This is a genomic window from Streptomyces sp. NPDC047130 (assembly GCF_040643475.1).
Taxonomy (GTDB): domain Bacteria; phylum Actinomycetota; class Actinomycetes; order Streptomycetales; family Streptomycetaceae; genus Streptomyces.
On the sequence record NZ_JBEYUK010000004.1, the window covers coordinates 185,183 to 202,611 of the forward strand.

16 protein-coding genes and 1 pseudogene are annotated in these 17,429 nt (G+C 74.3%); 10 read left to right on the forward strand and 7 right to left on the reverse strand.

The annotated features are described in order from the left end of the window. Positions 1–133 precede the first annotated feature (133 nt). The 3 genes from ABZ836_RS08165 to ABZ836_RS08175 all read left to right on the forward strand — a co-directional run bounded on the left by ABZ836_RS08165 (position 134) and on the right by ABZ836_RS08175 (position 3,438). Positions 134–670, forward strand: coding sequence for a toxin-antitoxin system, toxin component (locus ABZ836_RS08165; protein WP_361140565.1), 537 nt, complete (start codon positions 134–136; stop codon positions 668–670). 3 nt (positions 671–673) lie between these two features. After that, positions 674–1,894: an MAB_1171c family putative transporter gene (locus ABZ836_RS08170; protein WP_356134355.1), complete on the forward strand. Its 1,221-nt coding sequence runs from the start codon at positions 674–676 to the stop codon at positions 1,892–1,894. A gap of 95 nt (positions 1,895–1,989) precedes the next feature. Next, positions 1,990–3,438, forward strand: a complete 1,449-nt coding sequence (locus ABZ836_RS08175; RefSeq protein ID WP_361140568.1) for an FAD-dependent monooxygenase — start codon at positions 1,990–1,992, stop codon at positions 3,436–3,438. 399 nt (positions 3,439–3,837) lie between these two features. On the opposite strand, the gene ABZ836_RS08180 is transcribed toward ABZ836_RS08175, so the two are convergent. After that, on the reverse strand, positions 3,838–4,497 hold the full coding sequence (locus tag ABZ836_RS08180; RefSeq protein ID WP_361140571.1) for a hypothetical protein: 660 nt from the start codon (positions 4,495–4,497) through the stop codon (positions 3,838–3,840). A gap of 214 nt (positions 4,498–4,711) precedes the next feature. On the opposite strand from ABZ836_RS08180, the gene ABZ836_RS08185 reads away from it, so the two are divergent. Together ABZ836_RS08185 and ABZ836_RS08190 are read left to right on the forward strand one after the other, a co-directional pair. Further along, positions 4,712–5,047: a hypothetical protein gene (locus ABZ836_RS08185; protein ID WP_361140574.1), complete on the forward strand. Its 336-nt coding sequence runs from the start codon at positions 4,712–4,714 to the stop codon at positions 5,045–5,047. A gap of 77 nt (positions 5,048–5,124) precedes the next feature. Next, positions 5,125–6,213 (forward strand): hypothetical protein, encoded by a 1,089-nt coding sequence (locus ABZ836_RS08190; protein ID WP_361140576.1) that lies wholly within the window; start codon positions 5,125–5,127, stop codon positions 6,211–6,213. Here the strand turns inward: ABZ836_RS08190 and ABZ836_RS08195 are convergent. Further along, the gene (locus ABZ836_RS08195) at positions 6,198–7,223 is read right to left on the reverse strand and encodes a GNAT family N-acetyltransferase (protein WP_361140579.1); all 1,026 of its coding nucleotides are present in this window, start codon (positions 7,221–7,223) and stop codon (positions 6,198–6,200) included. The two genes, ABZ836_RS08190 and ABZ836_RS08195, sit on opposite strands and share 16 nt — an antisense overlap. 104 nt (positions 7,224–7,327) lie before the next feature. Here ABZ836_RS08195 and ABZ836_RS08200 point away from each other — a divergent pair, with 104 nt between their 5' ends. After that, entirely contained in the window at positions 7,328–8,035 is a 708-nt protein-coding gene (locus ABZ836_RS08200) for a VanZ family protein (protein WP_361140582.1), read from the forward strand. A gap of 470 nt (positions 8,036–8,505) precedes the next feature. Continuing rightward, positions 8,506–9,600 (forward strand): peptidoglycan-binding protein, encoded by a 1,095-nt coding sequence (locus tag ABZ836_RS08205; RefSeq protein WP_361140585.1) that lies wholly within the window; start codon positions 8,506–8,508, stop codon positions 9,598–9,600. Between the two features lie 80 nt (positions 9,601–9,680). Here ABZ836_RS08205 and ABZ836_RS08210 read toward each other — a convergent pair whose 3' ends face one another. Both ABZ836_RS08210 and ABZ836_RS08215 read right to left on the reverse strand, forming a co-directional pair. Continuing rightward, complete coding sequence (locus ABZ836_RS08210; RefSeq protein ID WP_361140588.1) at positions 9,681–10,289, reverse strand: hypothetical protein; 609 nt, start codon at positions 10,287–10,289, stop codon at positions 9,681–9,683. Positions 10,290–10,386: 97 nt separating this feature from the next. Further along, positions 10,387–10,809 carry a DUF5958 family protein gene (locus ABZ836_RS08215; RefSeq protein ID WP_356134373.1) on the reverse strand — a complete coding sequence of 141 codons (423 nt, stop codon included), beginning with the start codon at positions 10,807–10,809 and terminating at the stop codon, positions 10,387–10,389. Between the two features lie 182 nt (positions 10,810–10,991). Between ABZ836_RS08215 and ABZ836_RS08220 the strand changes: the two genes are divergently transcribed. Continuing rightward, positions 10,992–12,041, forward strand: a complete 1,050-nt coding sequence (locus ABZ836_RS08220; RefSeq protein ID WP_356134375.1) for a zinc-binding dehydrogenase — start codon at positions 10,992–10,994, stop codon at positions 12,039–12,041. 28 nt (positions 12,042–12,069) lie between these two features. Here ABZ836_RS08220 and ABZ836_RS08225 read toward each other — a convergent pair whose 3' ends face one another. After that, complete coding sequence (locus tag ABZ836_RS08225; protein ID WP_361140592.1) at positions 12,070–12,372, reverse strand: hypothetical protein; 303 nt, start codon at positions 12,370–12,372, stop codon at positions 12,070–12,072. Positions 12,373–12,473: 101 nt separating this feature from the next. Next, positions 12,474–12,872: pseudogene (locus ABZ836_RS08230) on the reverse strand (MerR family transcriptional regulator); the annotation flags it as partial. A gap of 553 nt (positions 12,873–13,425) precedes the next feature. On the opposite strand from ABZ836_RS08230, the gene ABZ836_RS08235 reads away from it, so the two are divergent. Together ABZ836_RS08235 and ABZ836_RS08240 are read left to right on the forward strand one after the other, a co-directional pair. Then, the gene (locus tag ABZ836_RS08235; protein ID WP_361140869.1) at positions 13,426–14,919 is read left to right on the forward strand and encodes a SulP family inorganic anion transporter; all 1,494 of its coding nucleotides are present in this window, start codon (positions 13,426–13,428) and stop codon (positions 14,917–14,919) included. Between the two features lie 373 nt (positions 14,920–15,292). Next, positions 15,293–16,423: a CDP-alcohol phosphatidyltransferase family protein gene (locus tag ABZ836_RS08240; protein ID WP_356134378.1), complete on the forward strand. Its 1,131-nt coding sequence runs from the start codon at positions 15,293–15,295 to the stop codon at positions 16,421–16,423. A 502-nt stretch (positions 16,424–16,925) separates the two neighbouring features. On the opposite strand, the gene ABZ836_RS08245 is transcribed toward ABZ836_RS08240, so the two are convergent. Next, a complete protein-coding gene (locus ABZ836_RS08245; RefSeq protein WP_361140595.1) occupies positions 16,926–17,288 on the reverse strand; it encodes a beta-Ig-H3/fasciclin in 363 nt (120 codons plus the stop codon). Positions 17,289–17,429: the final 141 nt, after the last annotated feature.

A 17,429-nucleotide genomic window follows, 5' to 3' on the forward strand; every position in this document is an offset into this window, starting at 1 on the left:
CCCCCGCCCGCTGACACGGACGGCACGGAGCGACGGCCCGGGCGCGGGGACGGCGCGCGGCGGGCAACAGTCGGAGCGGCGCGCCGAGTCGGGGCGCCGCCGGGTCGGCGAACGGGAGGGGGAGGGCGCGATCGTGAGCAGCGTCGAGAAGGAACGGGGCCGCCTGCTGAGACGGTTGGTCGGCGGACTGCCCAGACCCCTGCCCGCGGACCCGATGGCGCTGATCGAGCTGCTGCGCGGGCGCATGGAGCGGATCGTCGCCCGGCCCGTGGAGGTGCGCGTCGAGCACTTCCCCCACGACACGGCGTCCGGGTTCTGGGTCCGCCTGCCGGACCGGGACATCGTCATCGTCGAGGCCACCGCACGGCCCGACCACCGGCTCGTGATCTTCGGGCACGAGCTGTGGCACATGCACGTCGGGGAGTGCAAGGCGCACGCCTCCCCGGAGGAGGTCACCGCCGCGGCGCGGTCCATCGGCCGCACGGACCCGGAGCTCGCCGAGGCGCTCCTCACCGCGGCGCGGGCCGCGCGCGACGACGAGGAGGAGACGGACGCCGAGCACTTCGGGCTGCACCTCGCCTTCCAGCTGCGGAAACTGGTCCGCGAGGACAACGCGCCGCTGGACGGTCTCAGCAGGAGGATCCACACAAGCCTCGGCTGGAACGGCTGACCGGTGGACGGCCACGCCTACTTCATCCCCACCGTCGTCCTGGCCGGCACCCTCGCCGTCCGCGTGACCACCGTCGTCCGTCACCGGAGCAACCCCTACGTCCACTACGGAGCGGGACTGATCGGCCTGGGCGCCGTCACCTTCGCCCTCGCCGCGCCGCCGACCATCCACGAGGTCAACGCCGCGACCGGCGTGCCGAACATCTCGGCGCCCGTCGTCTACGCCTGCAACGCGTTGTTCTCCTACGCGGGGCTGGCCCTGATCCTGTACTGGCGGGGCGGCGACCTGCGGGCGGTGCGGCGGCAGGCGAGGCGCTGGAAGGCCTTCTACCTGTCCCTCGCCTGCCTGATCTTCGGCCTGTTCCTCCTCGGTGAGGCGCCGCAGGAGCGGCTCGTCGACTTCGACACGTACTACGCGACGACGCCGGGCATGCGCGAGATGATCGTCGCCTACCTCACCGGCCACCTCATCGCCTCGACGACCATCACGTGGCTGTGCTGGCGGTGGTCGAGGCGGGTCACCGGCCGCTGGCTGCGGGCCAGCCTGCTCATCCTGGTGCTCGGCTTCTTCTTCTCGACCGGCTTCGGCGTCGCGAAGATCGTCGCGGTGTTCGCCCGCTGGACCGGACACGACCTGGACTTCCTCAGCTCCTACGTCTCTCCCCCGCTCGGCAGTGTCGGGGCGCAACTGGCCGCCGTCGGCTTCCTCCTCCCCCTCGTCGGTCCACGGCTCTCCGCCTGGCTGCGGGCCCGCGGGCAGTTCCGGCGCATGGAGGTCCTCTGGAGAGAGATGGACGCGGTCGCCGGCACCGCCGACCAGAGCCCGCTGCCCCGCCGGGCCGGCCTCGAGGTCCGGCTCGTCGAGCGGGAGACGCAGATCGCGGACGCACTCCTCAAGCTGGAGCCCCGACTGGACCTGGACCGCCGGCAGGCGGCCTACGAGGAGGCGGTCGCCGACGGGCACGGCCCCGAGGACGCCTCGCGGATCGCCGCCGCCGCGATGATCTCCCGTGCGATCGACGCTCCCGGCGACCTCCGGTGCCCCCGCCCCGACGGGCCGCTCGACCTCAGGACCGTGCTCGGCCAAGGAGCCGAGGACCTGGCGGCGGTCGGCGAGCACTTCGCCCGGCTGCACCAGGAGCGACAGGCGACGCCCTCTGCTTCCGGGCCGCCGCCCCGGACACCCGCCCCCGCCCCGAGTACCGGACGTGCCGGACGCCCTTGAGACCGCCGCACCGCCGCACCGCCGCACGGCCGTACCCCCGCCGTTCTGCCGGCCCCGCCCCCGCCAGGGCGGGGCCTTCCTCAGGAAGAGACACGATGCACGATCCGCGTTCATCCGCCCATGCAGTGGTCATCGGGGGGAGTCTGGCCGGCACGCTCACCGCCGCGGCGCTCGCGCCCCACTCCGGGCGGATCACGGTCATCGACCGCGACGTCCTGCCGGACACCCCGCTGCCGCGCCGCGGACTGCCCCAGGCTCGTCACGCCCACGTCCTGTGGTCGGGGGGCGCCCGGGCCATGGAGGCGCTGCTGCCGGGCATCCACGACCTCTGGCACGAGCACGGCGCGCACCGCATACCCATACCTCAGGGCATGCTGTCGTTCTCGCCGTCGGGCTGGTTCCGGCGCTGGCACGACGAGCACCCCCGCCACTACGCGATCGGCGCCGGCCGTGACCTCATGGACTGGGCCGTCCGGCAGCAGCTCACCCGCCTCCACCCCCACGTCACGCTCCGGCCGGCCTGCACCCCCGTCCGGCTGCTCGGCGACCGGCGCGGCGTGCGCGGCGTCGAGGTCCGGGACCACGACGGGGGGACGGAGGCCCTGGAGGCGGACCTGATCGTCGACGCGACGGGACGCGCCGCGGTGGGCGGCGCCCTCCTCCGGGCGCTCGGAGTGCCGGAGGTGGCCGAGACCCGCGTCGACGCCGGTGTCGTCTACGCCAGCCGCCGGTACAGGGCGCCCGCCGGCGCAGAACGGGACTGGCCGATCGTCAGCCTGCAGGCCGACCCGTCGAACGGGAGACCCGGCGGCATCGGCACCATCGTGCCCGTGGAGACCGGCGAGTGGTTCGTCAGCCTCTCCGGCACCCGCGGCCACCATCCGACCGGCGACGCCGCCGCCTTCGAGGACTTCGCCCGGACCCTCCGGCACCCGGTCGCGGCCGACCTCCTGCGACGCGCGGAGCCGGTCGGCGACGTCACCCTGTCCCGCTCCACCCCGAACGTCCGCCGGCACTACGACAAGGCGCGTCTGCCCGCCGGCTTCCTCGCCGTCGGGGACGCGGCCACCGCCTGCAACCCGGTCTACGGCCACGGCATGTCGTCCGCCGCCCGCAGCGCCCTGGCCGTGGGCCGGGTCGCGGCCGAGACCGGGCTCCGCCACCGGGACTTCGCGAAGAGGGCGCGGAAGGCCGTCGCGCGGGAGGCGTCGGCGGCGTGGACCCTGGCCACGGGCCAGGACATCTTCTTCACCGGTGTGGAGGCGCCGGCCCCGCCCGGCGCCGCCGACCGGGCGGCGAGCTGGTACGTCAACGCCCTGATGAACGCGGCCATCGGCAACCACGACGTGGTGCAGCGCTTCACCGACGTGATGATGCTCGAGGAGCCGGCGGGCCATCTCGTCACGCCGGGCATGGTCGTGGCCGCCCTGCGCGGCCCGCGGGTTCCCAAGCTGGGCGGACCCGTCCTCACCCCGCGCGAGCAGGCCGTCCTGGACGGCGCCGATCCCGTGGCCACGCCCACGGGGCCCGGCGCAGGGGGTTGAGGCGTCCTGGCGCCCTGAGAAGCCATGGGGCGCCCTGAGGCGCCCTGCGGAGGCCCGCGGCACCCTGGGGAGCCCGCGGCAGAGGATCGCGGACGGCAGGCGGACCACAGGGACGGAACCGGCTGCGGAACCGGCTGTGGAACCGGCTGCGGAGCCGGCTCCGATCCGGTACGCGCGAGAGCTGTTCCGCGGAGCCGCCCGACCGGTCGCGACGCTTCCGCAGCCACCACGGCGCGCCGACCGGGCCCGCCGGTCCGAGTACCGCCATCTTGGCCGTGCCCGTGGCCGCCGGTGCCGCCACGCTCCAGGACTCGGTCCGACCGAGCCACCGCAGGAGGCCTGCGGCCCCCAGCGCGCACAGTACGGCGACGACGCCCGCGACCGTTGCCCGCCCCGCGGTCAGGCGCCGTGGCGCGGACGGGGAGGGGAGGGCTCCAGGGCCTCGTCCGGACGATCGCTCCAGCCCCTCCACTGATGCCCGTCCCCACATCGCCACAGGACGCGGCAGACGCGCTTCCCGTCGTCCTCCCGGAACGCGAGGAGCATGCCGTCGGAGGTCATCACCTGGCCGCACGACGGGCAGTCGGGCGCCGTGTCCGCCCGCGCGCCGGGATGGCGGCGACCGTGGCTCCCGGCCGTCGCGGAGGCCGTCGCCTCCCCGGCGACGGGCGGACGGCTGCCGTCCCGGCTCGGGAGCCGCGCGCCTGCCAGCGCCTTACGGGCGGCGAGGTGCCCGGCGATCCTGAAGGCCGTCTCGTGGGAGGCGTAGTTGGCGCGGACGCGTCGCAGCACCACCCTCGCGGCGATCTCGAGCCCGTGCTCCGGCATGCGCAGCTCGTCCTCGATCCCCTGGGCGGCAGCCGCGAGGAGGCATGACAGAGGCGCAGCGGGTTCGTCGTCCACCGTCGGCTCCGTGTCCACCTCGAAGGCGAAGCCCTCGGACGCGGGCTCGAAGTCCACCTCGACCAGGGCGAAGTGAGGCGCGCAGTTCTGCTTCACGTGCAGGACCTCCACGCCGCGGATCGGGTGCGGCGGGAACCGGTGCGGCGTCGACGTCATGCGCGAACGCTACCCACTCCCGAGGGGGTAGCCGCCCGGGCACCTCACGCCGGGGGACGGCCCGTGCGGTGATGAGTACGCGAGCGGCCGCGGGCGAGTACGCGTACTCAGTGCTGCGGCCGTGCGGGCGGCGAGAGTTGAGGCGTGGCGAACGGGCGGACGAGCCGGCTCCAGCAGGGGGCCGGCCGCCCGGGCCGAGAAGCGGGGGACGGACATGGGCGTGCGCGTCGGGCGGAGGAGCACGGGCGGGACCACCGGAGGACGTGGCCGGGGGGCCGTCGCCGCCCTCGTGGGCGTCGCGGCGGCCGTGGCGGTGCTGAGCGGCTGCTCCGGGTGGGGGTACGAGGAGGACATCTGCAGCAAGGGCGAGTACCCGGTGCTGGCGGTGAACAACACCGGCAGCGCGTGCGTCGCGGACGGCGAGGAGCCGCCGGAGGGCATGGTGCGGTACCCGGAGGGCAAGGTGCCGCAGAAGGTCGGCGACAAGTGGGACGAGTACTGGCAGACCCGCACCCTCGACGAGAACGGCAAGGTCGTCGAGCTGCCGTAGGGCGACGAACCGCCCGCGCGGTGCACCGGCGCAGGGCCCGGGCGGTGGGTGTCGGAGCGGGCGCCTAGGGTGTGCCGGTGATCTTCAGGAGAAAGAAGGCCGCCGGACTCGGCGCCCTGGTCGACGAGTTGGAGCAGGCCGTCGCCGCACGTGACGGGGAGCGCACCGAACGGGCCTTCGGCGCCGTGATGCAGGGGCTGCCGGAGGCGCCGGACGGTGAACTGGTGGCGGCGGGACCGCGGTTGGCGGCGCTGCTGCCGGACTTCCCGCCCGTCGGGCCCCGCCCGTACCTGGCCCACGCGGCCGGGTACTGCGTCGAGCGCGGCGCCGACCCGCGGGCCTGCGCCGGCCCCGTCCTCGACGCCGTGCGGCGGGACCTGGCCGACGCGCTGGAGTTCGCCGCCCGCTGGAGGGCGGCCCAGGGCGCCGGGGCCGAACTGCCGGAGCCGGACGAGGAGTCGATCGACGAGGCGCTCCTGGCCCGCGTCGGCGGCGACGACGAGTACGAGGCGCTGAGGCTGGCGCTGGCCTGGTGCTCCGTGGAGAACTGGCAGCCGCCCGCGCTGGCCGTGCTGCTGGGCGACGCGGAGGTCCGGCGCCGGCACAGGGCCGCACTGCTGCCCCTGTGCCAGGAGGTGGCGGCGCTGGAGGCGCACGACCTCAAGTGCCTGGCCTACGCGCTCGCGGTGCTGGACGACGAGCCCGTGATCGTGCTCCACCGGCCCAGCGGCAAGGCGTTCGAGGTGCGGATCGGCGGCATCGGGGACAACTTCCAGCTGCACACGCTGCTCGCCCACGTGCTCGTCGGCGGCGGCCACGTCCCCGGCGTCGCCCCCTCGGCGGAGAGCGTCCGCCTGGCCACGGACCCCGCGCCCGCCCAGGGGCGCACGGACACGGTCGCGACGGGAGCCTTCGAACTCCTCGCGCCCGACGGCGGGCGGATCTGGAACGAGGGCCTGCCCGACGACATACCCGTGGTGGAGGGCCGCCGCCTGCTGGTGCTGGACGAGCCGCTGTACGCGCGCAGTTGGAACGCCGACCGGTTCTTCCCCAACCTGCCGGGCAGCGCCGAGCTGACCCGCGTCCTCACGGACGAGGAGGCGCGGAGCTGGTTCGCCCGCACCTCGGCCGCCGTCGCCCGGGGGCAGGGTCAGGAGAAGTCGTAGACCGCCCAGGTGGTCAGCGGGCGGTAACCGAGGCGCTGGTACAGGGCGTTGCTGGTCGGGTTGGCGAGGTCCGCGAAGAGGACGACGTCCCGCGCGCCCGCGGCCAGGGCCGCCCGGGTCACCTCGGCGGTGACGGCGGCGGCGTAGCCGCGACCGCGGAGGTGGGCGGGGGTGTGGACGACGTCGACCTGGACCTGGCCGCCGATCAGCGGGTTCCTGCCGGCGACCGAGACGGGCGTGCCGTCGGGGGTCTCCCAGAGGGTGTAGCGCTTGTCGGCGTACCGGGTGGTGGGCCAGGACTCGGCGTCCACGGTGCCGGTCTCGCCGACGGCACGGGCGAACGCGGCGCACCAGCGGATCGCCTCGTCGAGGTCGTCCTCGCCCAGGACGCGGGCGCGGCCCGGCGGAGACGGCAGCGGAGGGGTGAGGTCGGCGAGGTCGTCGAGGGCGTAGAGGCACAGCCGGGTCTCCCGGAGGGCGGCGGACGTGCCGGTGTGCCGTTGCCAGGCCTCCGCGAAGGCGGTGGCGGTGTCGTGGTCCGCGCTGACCCGTGACAGGTCGTGGCGGAGGCCGGCCAGGCGGGCGGCCAGGGCGTCGGCCTGCTCGGGGGTCAGCGGGGAGAGGCCCAGGGCGCGGGGCGGGAGGCGGTACAGGGTGCCGCGGACCTCGCCGTCCTCCTCCAGCGTGCCGAAGACCGGTCGTTCGGGGCCGGACGACCGTGGCCCACGGGTGCGGACCCGCTCGGCCCAGGTGAGCTGCAGGACGTGCCGGCCGGGGCGTGAGCGGAGGAAGGCCCCCGCTCGGGAGAGGAAGGCGTCGACGTCCTCGGTGAGTTCGAGGCGGAGGCCGGAGCCGGTGTCGGAGCCCGAGCTGAGGCCGGTGTCGGAGCCCGAGCTGAGGCCGGAGCCGGGGCCCGAGCTGAGGCCGGAGCCCGAGCCGGTGCCAGGGCCGGTGTCGGAGGCGGTGTCGAGGCCGGGGGTGGGGTCGGGGTGCCAGTCGTCCGGGCGCATGCCCCATCATGGCGCGTGCCCGTGACATCGGCCCGTGACATCGGCCCGTGGCATCGCGGGACCACTTACGCGGGCACGACGCCCGCCGCTCTTGAATGAGGGCCGTGAACCGGACCGCGCCCCCGCCCGCACCGCCCCGCCGCACCCGTCGGTTCCTGCTCGTCGTCCTGGCGGTCCTCGGCACGGCGGCCCTGCTGCTCCTCCTCCCGCACCGGATGCTCCTGATGGCCGCCCCCCGGTGCCTGGCCGGGCAGTGGCACGGGTGCGGCGACACGTTCAACGGCGTGGTGCTGATGACGCTGGTCACGGTGCCGCTCTCGCTGCTGGTGGCGTGGGTGCTCGCGTGGCGGCGGCGGGCGGCCGGGGCGGTGTCGGCGTGGCGGATGTCGCTCGCCGAGGTGGGCATGGTCCACGGCACCGTTCCGCTGGTGTGGCTGACGATGATGCCGGGCGAGGCGGCCGGCCTGGTGTCCGGCCGGGTGAGCCTGGTGCCGCTGCGGGACCTGGTCGTGATGGGGCCGCTGGGGATCGCCGGCAACCTGGTGATCTTCGCGGCGCTCGGCTTCTTCGCCCCGATACGGTTCGCGGCGGCGGCGTCCGCGCCGAGGATCCTGGCGCTCGGGGCGGGCTGCTCGGCGCTGGTGGAGGTCGCGCAGTACGTGCTGCGCCTCGACCGGGTGTCCTCGGTGGACGACGTGCTGGTCAACGCCACGGGGGCGCTGCCGGCCGGGCTGGCGTCGCGCCGGTGGTGGCGCACGCGCGAGGCCGCGCCCTCCGCGGAGGCTCGCCCGCTGCCGGCCCCGGCCGCCTGAGCCTCCGGCCCTCCCGCATCTCCCACACCTCCTGGCCCCCGCCCCCGACCCCTCCCGGGGAGGACCGCCCCCGCCTTGTCGCTCCCGCGTTCCCGGTTCGGTAACGGCACCTCCTCCCCGGACGCGCCCGCGAACCGGCGGTCACCGGCCGACGCCCCACCGCGTCCCCCGTGTCACCTGCGCGTTCACCCGTCCCCTCGGAAACGTTCGGTCGCCGTCGTCGCTGTGACACGGAGGGTCACACTCCCCGACGATGTCGGGGCCTTGTCACCGCCTGGTGCGGCTTCGCCACATCGCTGGGCCCGGGCCCCTCGGCCACGCCATGGTGTGGGGCGTCGAGGGCCACGGACGGCCCCCGACGCACAGGCACCGCACCACACCCACGACCCGTCCCACACCCAAAGCACGCCCCATCCCTGGCCGGCCGGCCCCTTGCGGCCTGCCTCGACCCAGAGCTTCCGGGAGAACCCATGTCTCTTCGCACCCAGCTCACCCGCCGTGCGCGGATCGCCGTGGCAGGCGTCGCCGCCGCCGGAGTCGCGGCCGCCGCCTTCGCCTTCGGGCCGGCGCAGGACGACGACGCGGCGGACCTCCAGGTGGTCGCCGCCCAGGACGTGAACTACGGCGGCGAGCCCGAGGCGGACGGCTCGCTCGTCACCCGGACCGACGGCATCGAGACCATGGCCGCGTCGACCATCACCCGCGACCAGATGATCGCCCGGGCCAGGACCTGGCTCACGGCAAACAACGGCAAGCCGGTGCCCTACAGCATGAGCGGCACCTGGGGCGGCTACCGCCGGGACTGCTCCGGCTACGTCTCCATGGCCCTGTCGCTCGGCAAGCCCGGCCTGAACACCGTGGGCCTGGCGACCACCCGCAGCGCGACCCAGCGGCTCGGCAGCGTCGGCCAGCTCAAGAAGGGCGACCTGCTGATCGACTACAACGACCGCCCGGGCGCCGACTTCCGCCACGTGGTGATCTTCGAGAAGTGGGCCAACTACGCGAAGACCGCCTACTGGGCCTACGAGCAGCGCGGCACCTACGGCACCACCCACCGGATCCTCTCCTACGGCATCGGCCAGGACGACTACGACCCGTACCGCCCGGTGAAGTTCGGCGACGGCAGCGGTGGCGGCTCGGCCCCGGCGCCCGCCCCCGGCGTCTCGTGGCCCGTCCTGAAGAGCGGCTCCCAGGGCGCGGACGTGCGGTCCGCCCAGTACCTGCTGAAGGCGTCCGGCCACCAGCTCGACGTCGACGGCAGCTTCGGGCCGAAGACCCGTTCCGCGGTGGTCGCGTTCCAGAGGTCCCGCGCGCTCGCCGCGGACGGGGTGATCGGCCCCAACACCTGGGCCAAGCTGATCAGGACGGTGAAGTCCGGCTCCACCGGGTCGGCGGTGAAGGCCGCGCAGATCCAGCTGAACGTCTACAACCACGGTCTGAGCGTGGACGGTTCGTTCGGGACGAAGACCCGGTCGGCGACGCTCGCCTTCCAGAAGAACCACCGCCTGGCGGCCGACGGCGTGATCGGCCCGAACACCTGGCGCACCCTCCTCGGCAGCCGCTGACCCGGCCGTCCGGCGCCCGACGGCTCCCCCGGCGCGACCGCGCCGGGGGAGCGGTTCGCCGGCGTACCGGGGCGTGGCCCTCAGTCCCCCGGGGCCTGGGGGAGGGGCCGTCCGCCGACGCCGAGTTGACGCACGGCACGGGGAGAGAACGCCACCGGTCCGATCCAGCCACGGCGGACGAGGGCGACCTGGGACGGCAGCGGGGCCACCGGATCGACCTCCCTCCCGCGCGACCAGTTGGCGATCAGGCCCTCCGTCGTCGCCACCGCGGACACCACCAGGGTCACCTTCACGCCCTCGTCGCCCCAGGTGTTCCACAGCGCCCAGCCCTCCGGCCGGGGCTCCGCCCCGAGCCGTGCGCACACCTCGTCGTACGGCTCGTCCACGCCGGCGGGCATCACCGCGGGCCTCAGCACGCAGGCCCCGACCAGCCGCACGAGGGGGCGGTCCTCCTCCAGGCAGCCGTCGCCCTCGAAGTGGTGGTGGCGACGGGCCCGCGCCGGCCTGCGGAGGCTCCGCCCCAGCGCTGTGCCGCCCCCACCTCCGCCTCCGCCCCCGCCCTCGCCTGCGCCCTCGCCTGCGCCTGCGCCGTCGTCGAAGTCGAGCCGCCCCTCGGCCACCGCGGCCTCGACGACCTGACCGGCGAGGCGCTCGATCTCCCGCAGGTGGTCCAGCTCGCTCGTCTCCACGGGACGCGAGGGACGACCCGACCGCCCACCCTCGGCTCCGGTCATGCCCGGCCCGCGTCCGCGACGCTCCCGACCCGGTACCGCACGGCCAGGTGCCTCATCGCGCCTCCTGCGGAGCGGCGTCAGGGCGGGGCGGCAGATGGTGCCACTCGTGACCGCATCCGTCGGCGCAGTGCCGCTCCCGCCGCCGCGCGTCCGCGACGGCCAGGAGGTGGACCAGCAGGCGGAACGCTCGAAGCCGCTCGTGCCGGGGCCGCAGCCCGCCGATCGTCGAGACCTGCCGGTCGACGTCCCCGCGGGCGAGCAGCACGCACGGCGTGCAGGTCGGCCGGAGTCCCGAGAGCCGGATGGCCTCCGCGGCCTCCTCCCGGGTGGCGTGCGCCTGCCGGCAGAACAGGCCGAGCGCGCGCAGGGTGCGCGCCTGCTCCTCCTCCGTCTGCCCCTCGAACCACGCCATGCCCTCGGGAAACGGGCGATGGCCCTGGGCCAGCTGGTTGAGCACCAGGGTGCGTTCGTCCATCCGTGTCCCTCCCGGGGGCCCGTGTCGCCCGACCGTGAGTGTGCGGACGTGACGGTGCGCGCGGCAAGGCGATTTCGGCGGTGGGCGGCCGCGGCCGGAGTTTCCGCTCGTGGTGGCGCGGTACGCGGAGGGCGACGGGTCCGGAACGGTACGGCGGTAGTGGAAGGGCGAGGGGTTCTGTCATGGGTGTGCCCGGGACGATGCGCGCGGTGCGGCTCACGACGCACGGCGGGCCGGAGGTGCTCGAGCCGGCGGAGGTGCCCGTGCCGGCGCCGGGGCCCGGGGAGGTGCTGGTCCAGGTCGCCGCGGTGGCCCTGAACAACACCGACATCTGGACGCGGGACGGCGCCTACGGCCGCCCGGGGGATCCGAAGGCGCTGTCGGGCTGGCGAGGCCCGATCGACTTCCCCCGCATCCAGGGCGCCGACGTGGCCGGACGGGTGGCGGCGGTCGGCGCGGGCGTGGACGACGGCCTGGTGGGACGCCGCGTGGTGGTGGACCCGGCGATCTACGACACCGACGGCCCGGACGCGAACCCGGTGGGCCTGATGGGCAGCGAACGGGACGGCGGCTACGCGGAGTACGTGACCGCGAAGGCGGAGCGCGTCCACGACGTGACCGGCTCGCCGCTCACCGACGACCAGCTGGCCGCGCTGCCGACCGCCTACGGCACGGCGCTGGGCATGGTCGAGCGGGGGCGGCTGCGGGAGGGGGAGACCGTCCTGGTGTCCGGGGCGTCCGGCGGGGTCGGGATCGCGCTGGTGCAGATCGCGCGGGCGCGCGGGGCACGGGTGCTGGCCGTCAGCAGCGGGTCCAAGATGGCCGCGGTGCGCAAGGCGGGGGCGCACGAGGTGGTCGACCGGGGGCGGGACATCACCGAGCAGACGCGCGCGGTGGCTCCCGAGGGCGTGGACGTCGCGCTGGACGTCGTCGCCGGGGACCTGCTGAGTGACGGGCTGCCGCTGCTGCGCGAAGGGGGCCGCTGGGTGGTGGCCGGGGCCCTCGGCGGGTACGACGTCGACTTCGACGTGCGGCGCCTGTACCTGCACAACGCGCAGGTCGTCGGCTCCGCGATGCACACGCCCCGGTACTTCGACGCGCTGATGGAGATGGCGCGGAAGGGGACCGTCCAGCCGTTGATCGCCGCGGTGTTCCCCCTGGAACAGGCCGCCGAGGCGCAGGAGGAGCTCGCCAAGCGGGGACACGTGGGGAAGATCGTGATGCACCCGTAGGACCCGCCACGGCAGGCCCGGCACCCGGTCACTCCCGGAAGCGGGCCTGCCCGTCGGCGATGTGGATCATCCACGGCCGGATCGCCGGCCCGCCCGCCACCGGCCGCAGCTCCAGTTCCAGGTCCCGGACGGCGGCCAGGGCCGACACCAGGTGCTCCGGGAACCCCTGCCGTGCCCACTCCTCCACGGCGGCGAAGAGGGGAGCGAGCGGCTCCCATCCGGCGCCGGGCGTGAACCGGCCGTGCACCCACGGCTGGTCGCTGCTCACGTCCCGCAGCTCGCCGACCGGTGTGTCACCGTGCCACACCGTGTACGAGGCCGCCCCGGTCACGCCCGGCCGCCCTGTGCGCCGCGTGCGCCGCGTCCGTCCGCGTCCCGGCCGTCGGTGTCAGGGTCCACGGTGGCGCCCCCGTCAGCGCCCCGGCCGTCCGCCGCGGGGTCGTCGTCCAGGCGGGCGGTCAGGGTGGCGGCGAAGTCCTCGGCGCGGGCGAGCTGGACGCGCAGCTTCTCCACCTGCTCGTCCGCGGCCCGCCGGTAGGCGCGGACCCGCTCCAGCAGGGCCTCGCGTTCCCCGGCGCCGAGCCCGGTGCCGGCGTCCAGCCGGTCGGTGGCGTCCAGCAGGTCCCGCATCTGCTCCAGGGTGAACCCCAGCGGCTTCATCCGCCGGATCACCAGCAGACGTGCGACGTCGGTCTCCGTGTAGAGCCGGAACCCGCCCTGCGAGCGGGCGGAGGGGACGACCAGGCCGGTCTCCTCGTAGTGGCGGATGGTGCGCAGGGACAGCTCCGTGCGCGCGGCGACCTCGCCGATCTGCATGTGCTTGCCGTCCACGCTGGTCGTCCTCCGGCGTTCGTCCTCGTGTGCGGTCCCGACCGCCGGGGCGGACGCGGACGCCCATCTCTACCCTAACGTCAGGGTAGAGTTGCCCTCGGCCGGGCGGCGGGCAGTCGCCCGCCGTTACCGTGCCGGGGCCGATGGCGCCCCCGGCGAAGTTCCGATTCTCGCAGGAGAGACGCGTGCGCGAGCCCATGACTCCCGCCGCCCCCTGCCCGCCGTGACGCTCCCGCCCCGGACGTGACCCGCGGAGCGCGCTCCCGGGCCCTCGCGGGACCGCGGGACCGCGGGCAGGACCGGAACCCGGCCGCCCCGCCGCTCCCGCAGCCTCCGTCTCCGCCTCCGGCTCCGGCACGCGCGCGGACCTTGCCCGGTCCCGTCCCGGCCTCGCTCCCGGTGATGCCTCTGCCGGCCCCGGTCGAGCCCGTCCCCGGCCACCCGCCCCGGTGCGGCCCCGGCCGTCGCACCCGAGAACCCCCTCACCCCGCACCGCCCCGCCGGGCCGTGCCCGACCACGACAGGTACCCCCTTGTCCTCTCCCGCTGTCGCCGTGTCCCCGGTCGCCGCCCGCCTGCGCGGCCTGAAGCCCGACTGGTGGTCGGACCCGAAGGTCTGGCGCACCGAGATCCTGGCCGGACTGGTCGTCGCTCTCGCGCTGATCCCGGAGGCGATCTCCTTCTCGATCATCGCGGGCGTCGACCCCGCGCTCGGCCTCTTCGCCTCGTTCACCATGGCCGTCACCATCGCGGTCGTCGGCGGCCGCCGGGCGATGATCTCCGCCGCCACCGGCGCCGTCGCCCTCGTCATCGCCCCCCTCAACCGTGAGCACGGCCTCGGGTACCTGATCGCCGCCGTCATCCTCGCCGGCGTCTTCCAGGTGGTCCTCGGCGTGCTCGGGGTCGCGAAGCTGATGCGCTTCATCCCCCGCTCGGTGATGGTCGGCTTCGTCAACGCGCTCGCCATCCTGATCTTCATGGCCCAGGTACCCGAGATGCGGGACGTCCCCTGGGCCGTGTATCCGCTGATCGCCGCCGGGCTCGCGCTGATGGTGCTCTTCCCGAGGATCACGACCGTGGTCCCCGCGCCGCTCGTGTCGATCGTCGTCCTGACCGTGATCACGCTGGCGGCGGGCATCGCCGTGCCCACCGTCGGCGACAAGGGCGCCCTGCCCTCGGCGCTGCCCACGCCGGGCCTGCCGGACGTGCCGTTCACCCTGGACACCCTGACGACCGTCACCCCGTACGCGTTCGCGATGGCGCTGGTCGGGCTGATGGAGTCCCTGATGACGGCGAAGCTGGTCGACGACCTCACCGACAGCCGCTCCGACAAGACCCGCGAGTCCGTCGGACAGGGCGTGGCCAACATCGTGACCGGCTTCTTCGGCGGCATGGGCGGCTGCGCCATGATCGGCCAGACGATGATCAACGTGAAGGTGTCCGGCGCCCGCACCCGGGTGTCGACCTTCCTCGCGGGCGTGTTCCTGATGGTGCTGTGCATCGTCTTCGGGCCGGTCGTCCAGGACATCCCCATGGCGGCGCTGGTCGCCGTGATGGTCATGGTGTCGTTCGCGACCTTCGACTGGCACTCGGTGGCCCCGAGGACGCTGCGCCGGATGCCGGCCGGGGAGATCGCCGTCATGGCGATCACCGTGGTCTGCGTCGTGGTGACCCACAACCTGGCCGTCGGCGTGGTCGTCGGCTCGGTCACCGCCATGGTGATCTTCGCGAAGCGGGTGGCCCACCTGGCCGAGGTCACCGCCGTCACCGACCCCGACGGCGGCACGGTCGTCTACCGGGTCACCGGCGCCCTCTTCTTCGCCTCCTCCAACGACCTGGTCGGCCGGTTCGACTACGCCGGCGACCCCGCGAGGATCGTGATCGACCTGTCCGCCGCGCACATCTGGGACGCGTCCTCGGTGGCCGCGCTGGACGCGATCGCGACCAAGTACGCCCGGCGGGGCAAGAGCGTGGAGATCACCGGGCTCAACACCCCGAGCGCCCACCTCCACGGCAGGCTCAGCGGCGAACTCGCCGGCAGTCACTGACCGGACACGGCGCTCGCGCCGCCGCGGCGGAACCGCGGCGGCAGCGTGCGTGGCGGCGGCGCGCGGAACCTCGGTGATCCCGCGGCGGCATGCGCAATCACCGGCACTTCCGGCATCGACCGAAAGAAGAAGCGGACCGCGACATTCAGCTACAAGGACGGTTGAGAGGGCACAAGGTTGTACGCGAAGTGCTGTGACAAACGACGCCCGAACGGAAGGTGAAGTTCGCGCGTCGTAAGGGTGAGTGATTGCTACAGTCCGAATTCCCCCCATGGGCGTGATCTTGGTACCGCCGGAGCGAGTGGGGCGGTCGTCGGGGGTTCACCGACGGCGCGAGCAGCCAATCGGAGACGCGTCCCTGTGACGAGGAGCCATGAGTCAACTTTCGCTGAAAGCCGTGCAGCATCTGACCTGTAAGAAGCGGGACGCCTGGTGGACGGTGTTTCTCGTCGACCCGCTGGCGACCCGGCTGCTGCTGGTGCTCGCGAAGTTCCGGTTCGTCACGCCCAACGGCGTGACCTGGGCGGCTCTGGTCTTCGGTCTGGTGTCCGCCGGGTTCTTCTGGGCGGGCGACCCGCTGTCCCTGGTCATCGGCGCGGTGATCTACCACTTCAGCTTCGTGCTGGACTGCGTCGACGGGAAGCTGGCCCGCCTCAAGGGCAACGGCTCGCTGTTCGGCGGCTGGCTGGACTACGTCTTCGACCGCGTCCGCGTGCTGTGCTGCGCCCTCGGCCTGATGGGCGGTCAGTACGTGCGCACCGGTGAGGGCGTGTACCTCCTCGCCGGCCTGGTGATCGTCTTCCTGGACAGCCTGCGGTACCTGGACGCCCTGCAGATCTACAAGATGCGCGCCGGCATGCGAGGTCGCATCAAGAAGGCCGTGCGGGCCCGCCGCGCCGCCGCTGCCGCCGAGCTGGAGGCGGACGGCCGCCCGGCGGCCACCTCCGGCGACCCGGAGTCGGGCGTCGTCTTCATGGAGGACCTGCTCCGCGAGAGCGAGAGCGAGGGCGAGAACGACTCGAACGACGAGGCCGAGGCCCGCGCCGAGGAGCTGCGCGCCGGGGCGCTCACCCCCGACCGCCAGGTCATCGACCTGCACACCGAGTTCCGCTCCAAGTTCCCCTGGTACACCCGGGTCCGCACCGCGCTCCTCGAGCGGCGGGTCAGGCCGCACCTGGTCAGCGGCATCGAGTTCCAGATGTTCGTCTTCATCGTGGGCCCGCTGATCGGGCAGCTGCTGTGGACCACGGCCGTCGCGGCGGCGCTGATGATGGCCTTCGAGCTCGTGATCATGTACAAGTTCTGGCTCTCCACCAAGGACTTCAACCGGGTCATGGCCGAACTGGACCCCGGAGCGCGGGTGAACGCCGGCGTGATCAAGCCGGAGGCGTTCAAGGGGTACGTGCCGCCGGAGCCCGTCGTGGCGGAGGACGCCGAGCCGGCCGCCGGGGCCCTCGTGCCCGGGCAGTCCCGGACGGAGAAGGCCTCCACCTCGACCTCCTGACGCACCCGAGGTGCGCGCCGCCCCCGGCCTCCGCGTTGCGCGGGAGCCGGGGGTCTCGCGTGCCGGAAATCGCGGCGGGGCGGAAAACGGGGAAAGGGCGGCCGGGGAAAGGTAAGGAAAAGGCAAGGAGAGGCGGCGGCGATCGAGTGATCCTTTGATCCTTTTCCGCCGCCACCTCGTTCCGCCGCCACCCGGAGCCGGCCGATAACGTCGATTTCACGCCACGCCACGCCACGCCATGCCGCGCCGCGCCCGATGACCGGCCGTCGCGGAAATGGACCAGGCCTTCCGCATCGGCCGGGAAAAAGCGGGGGGAGGGTCGGGGCGTGGGGAAGTCATGGCTGCCCGTGCCCTGGTCGTCGGCCGTCGGCCGTCGGTGTCGGTTGTCGGCCCCGCTCGGCTCTGACCCGGTGGCGCGGGGCCGACGTGACGAGTCCACCAGCGACCGCTGGCCCGCGCACTCCCGTGGGGCCGTCCGGGGGACCGCCCGGGGACCGTCCCCTCAGCAGGTGACGGTGCGCTCGTAGCTGCCGGTGATCGACTCGTGGGTGTAGATCACCGACGCCCTCGGGTTCAGCGTGTAGCAGGGACTGTCCCCGGCGTTGTCGACGACGACGCGGACCCGCACCGTCTTCGAGCAGTCGTTGGTGAGGTGGACGTCGAACCCCTCGTGGGTCGGGTTCACGTACCGCTTCACGCAGGCCGGGGCGGTGCCGGCGGCGGCCACGGCCGACTGGGAGGGCCACAGCGCGGCGGCGGTCGCTCCGACCGTCAGGGTCGCGGCGGTGATCACGGTGGCACGGCGGGCCGACAGGCGTATGCGGCGCGGCGGCCGGGAGGACGTGCCGGAGGAGGTGGGGGTCATGGGCACTCTCGCTTCCTGGGAAGGGGCCGAGGGTGGCTCCATCCTCGTGCCGTCCCCGGACGGCGGCATCCGCGATGGGCGGAACGGGTGACGCCGCCGGCCCCGCCGGTCAGGCGTCCGCTCCGCCGGTCAGGCGTCCGC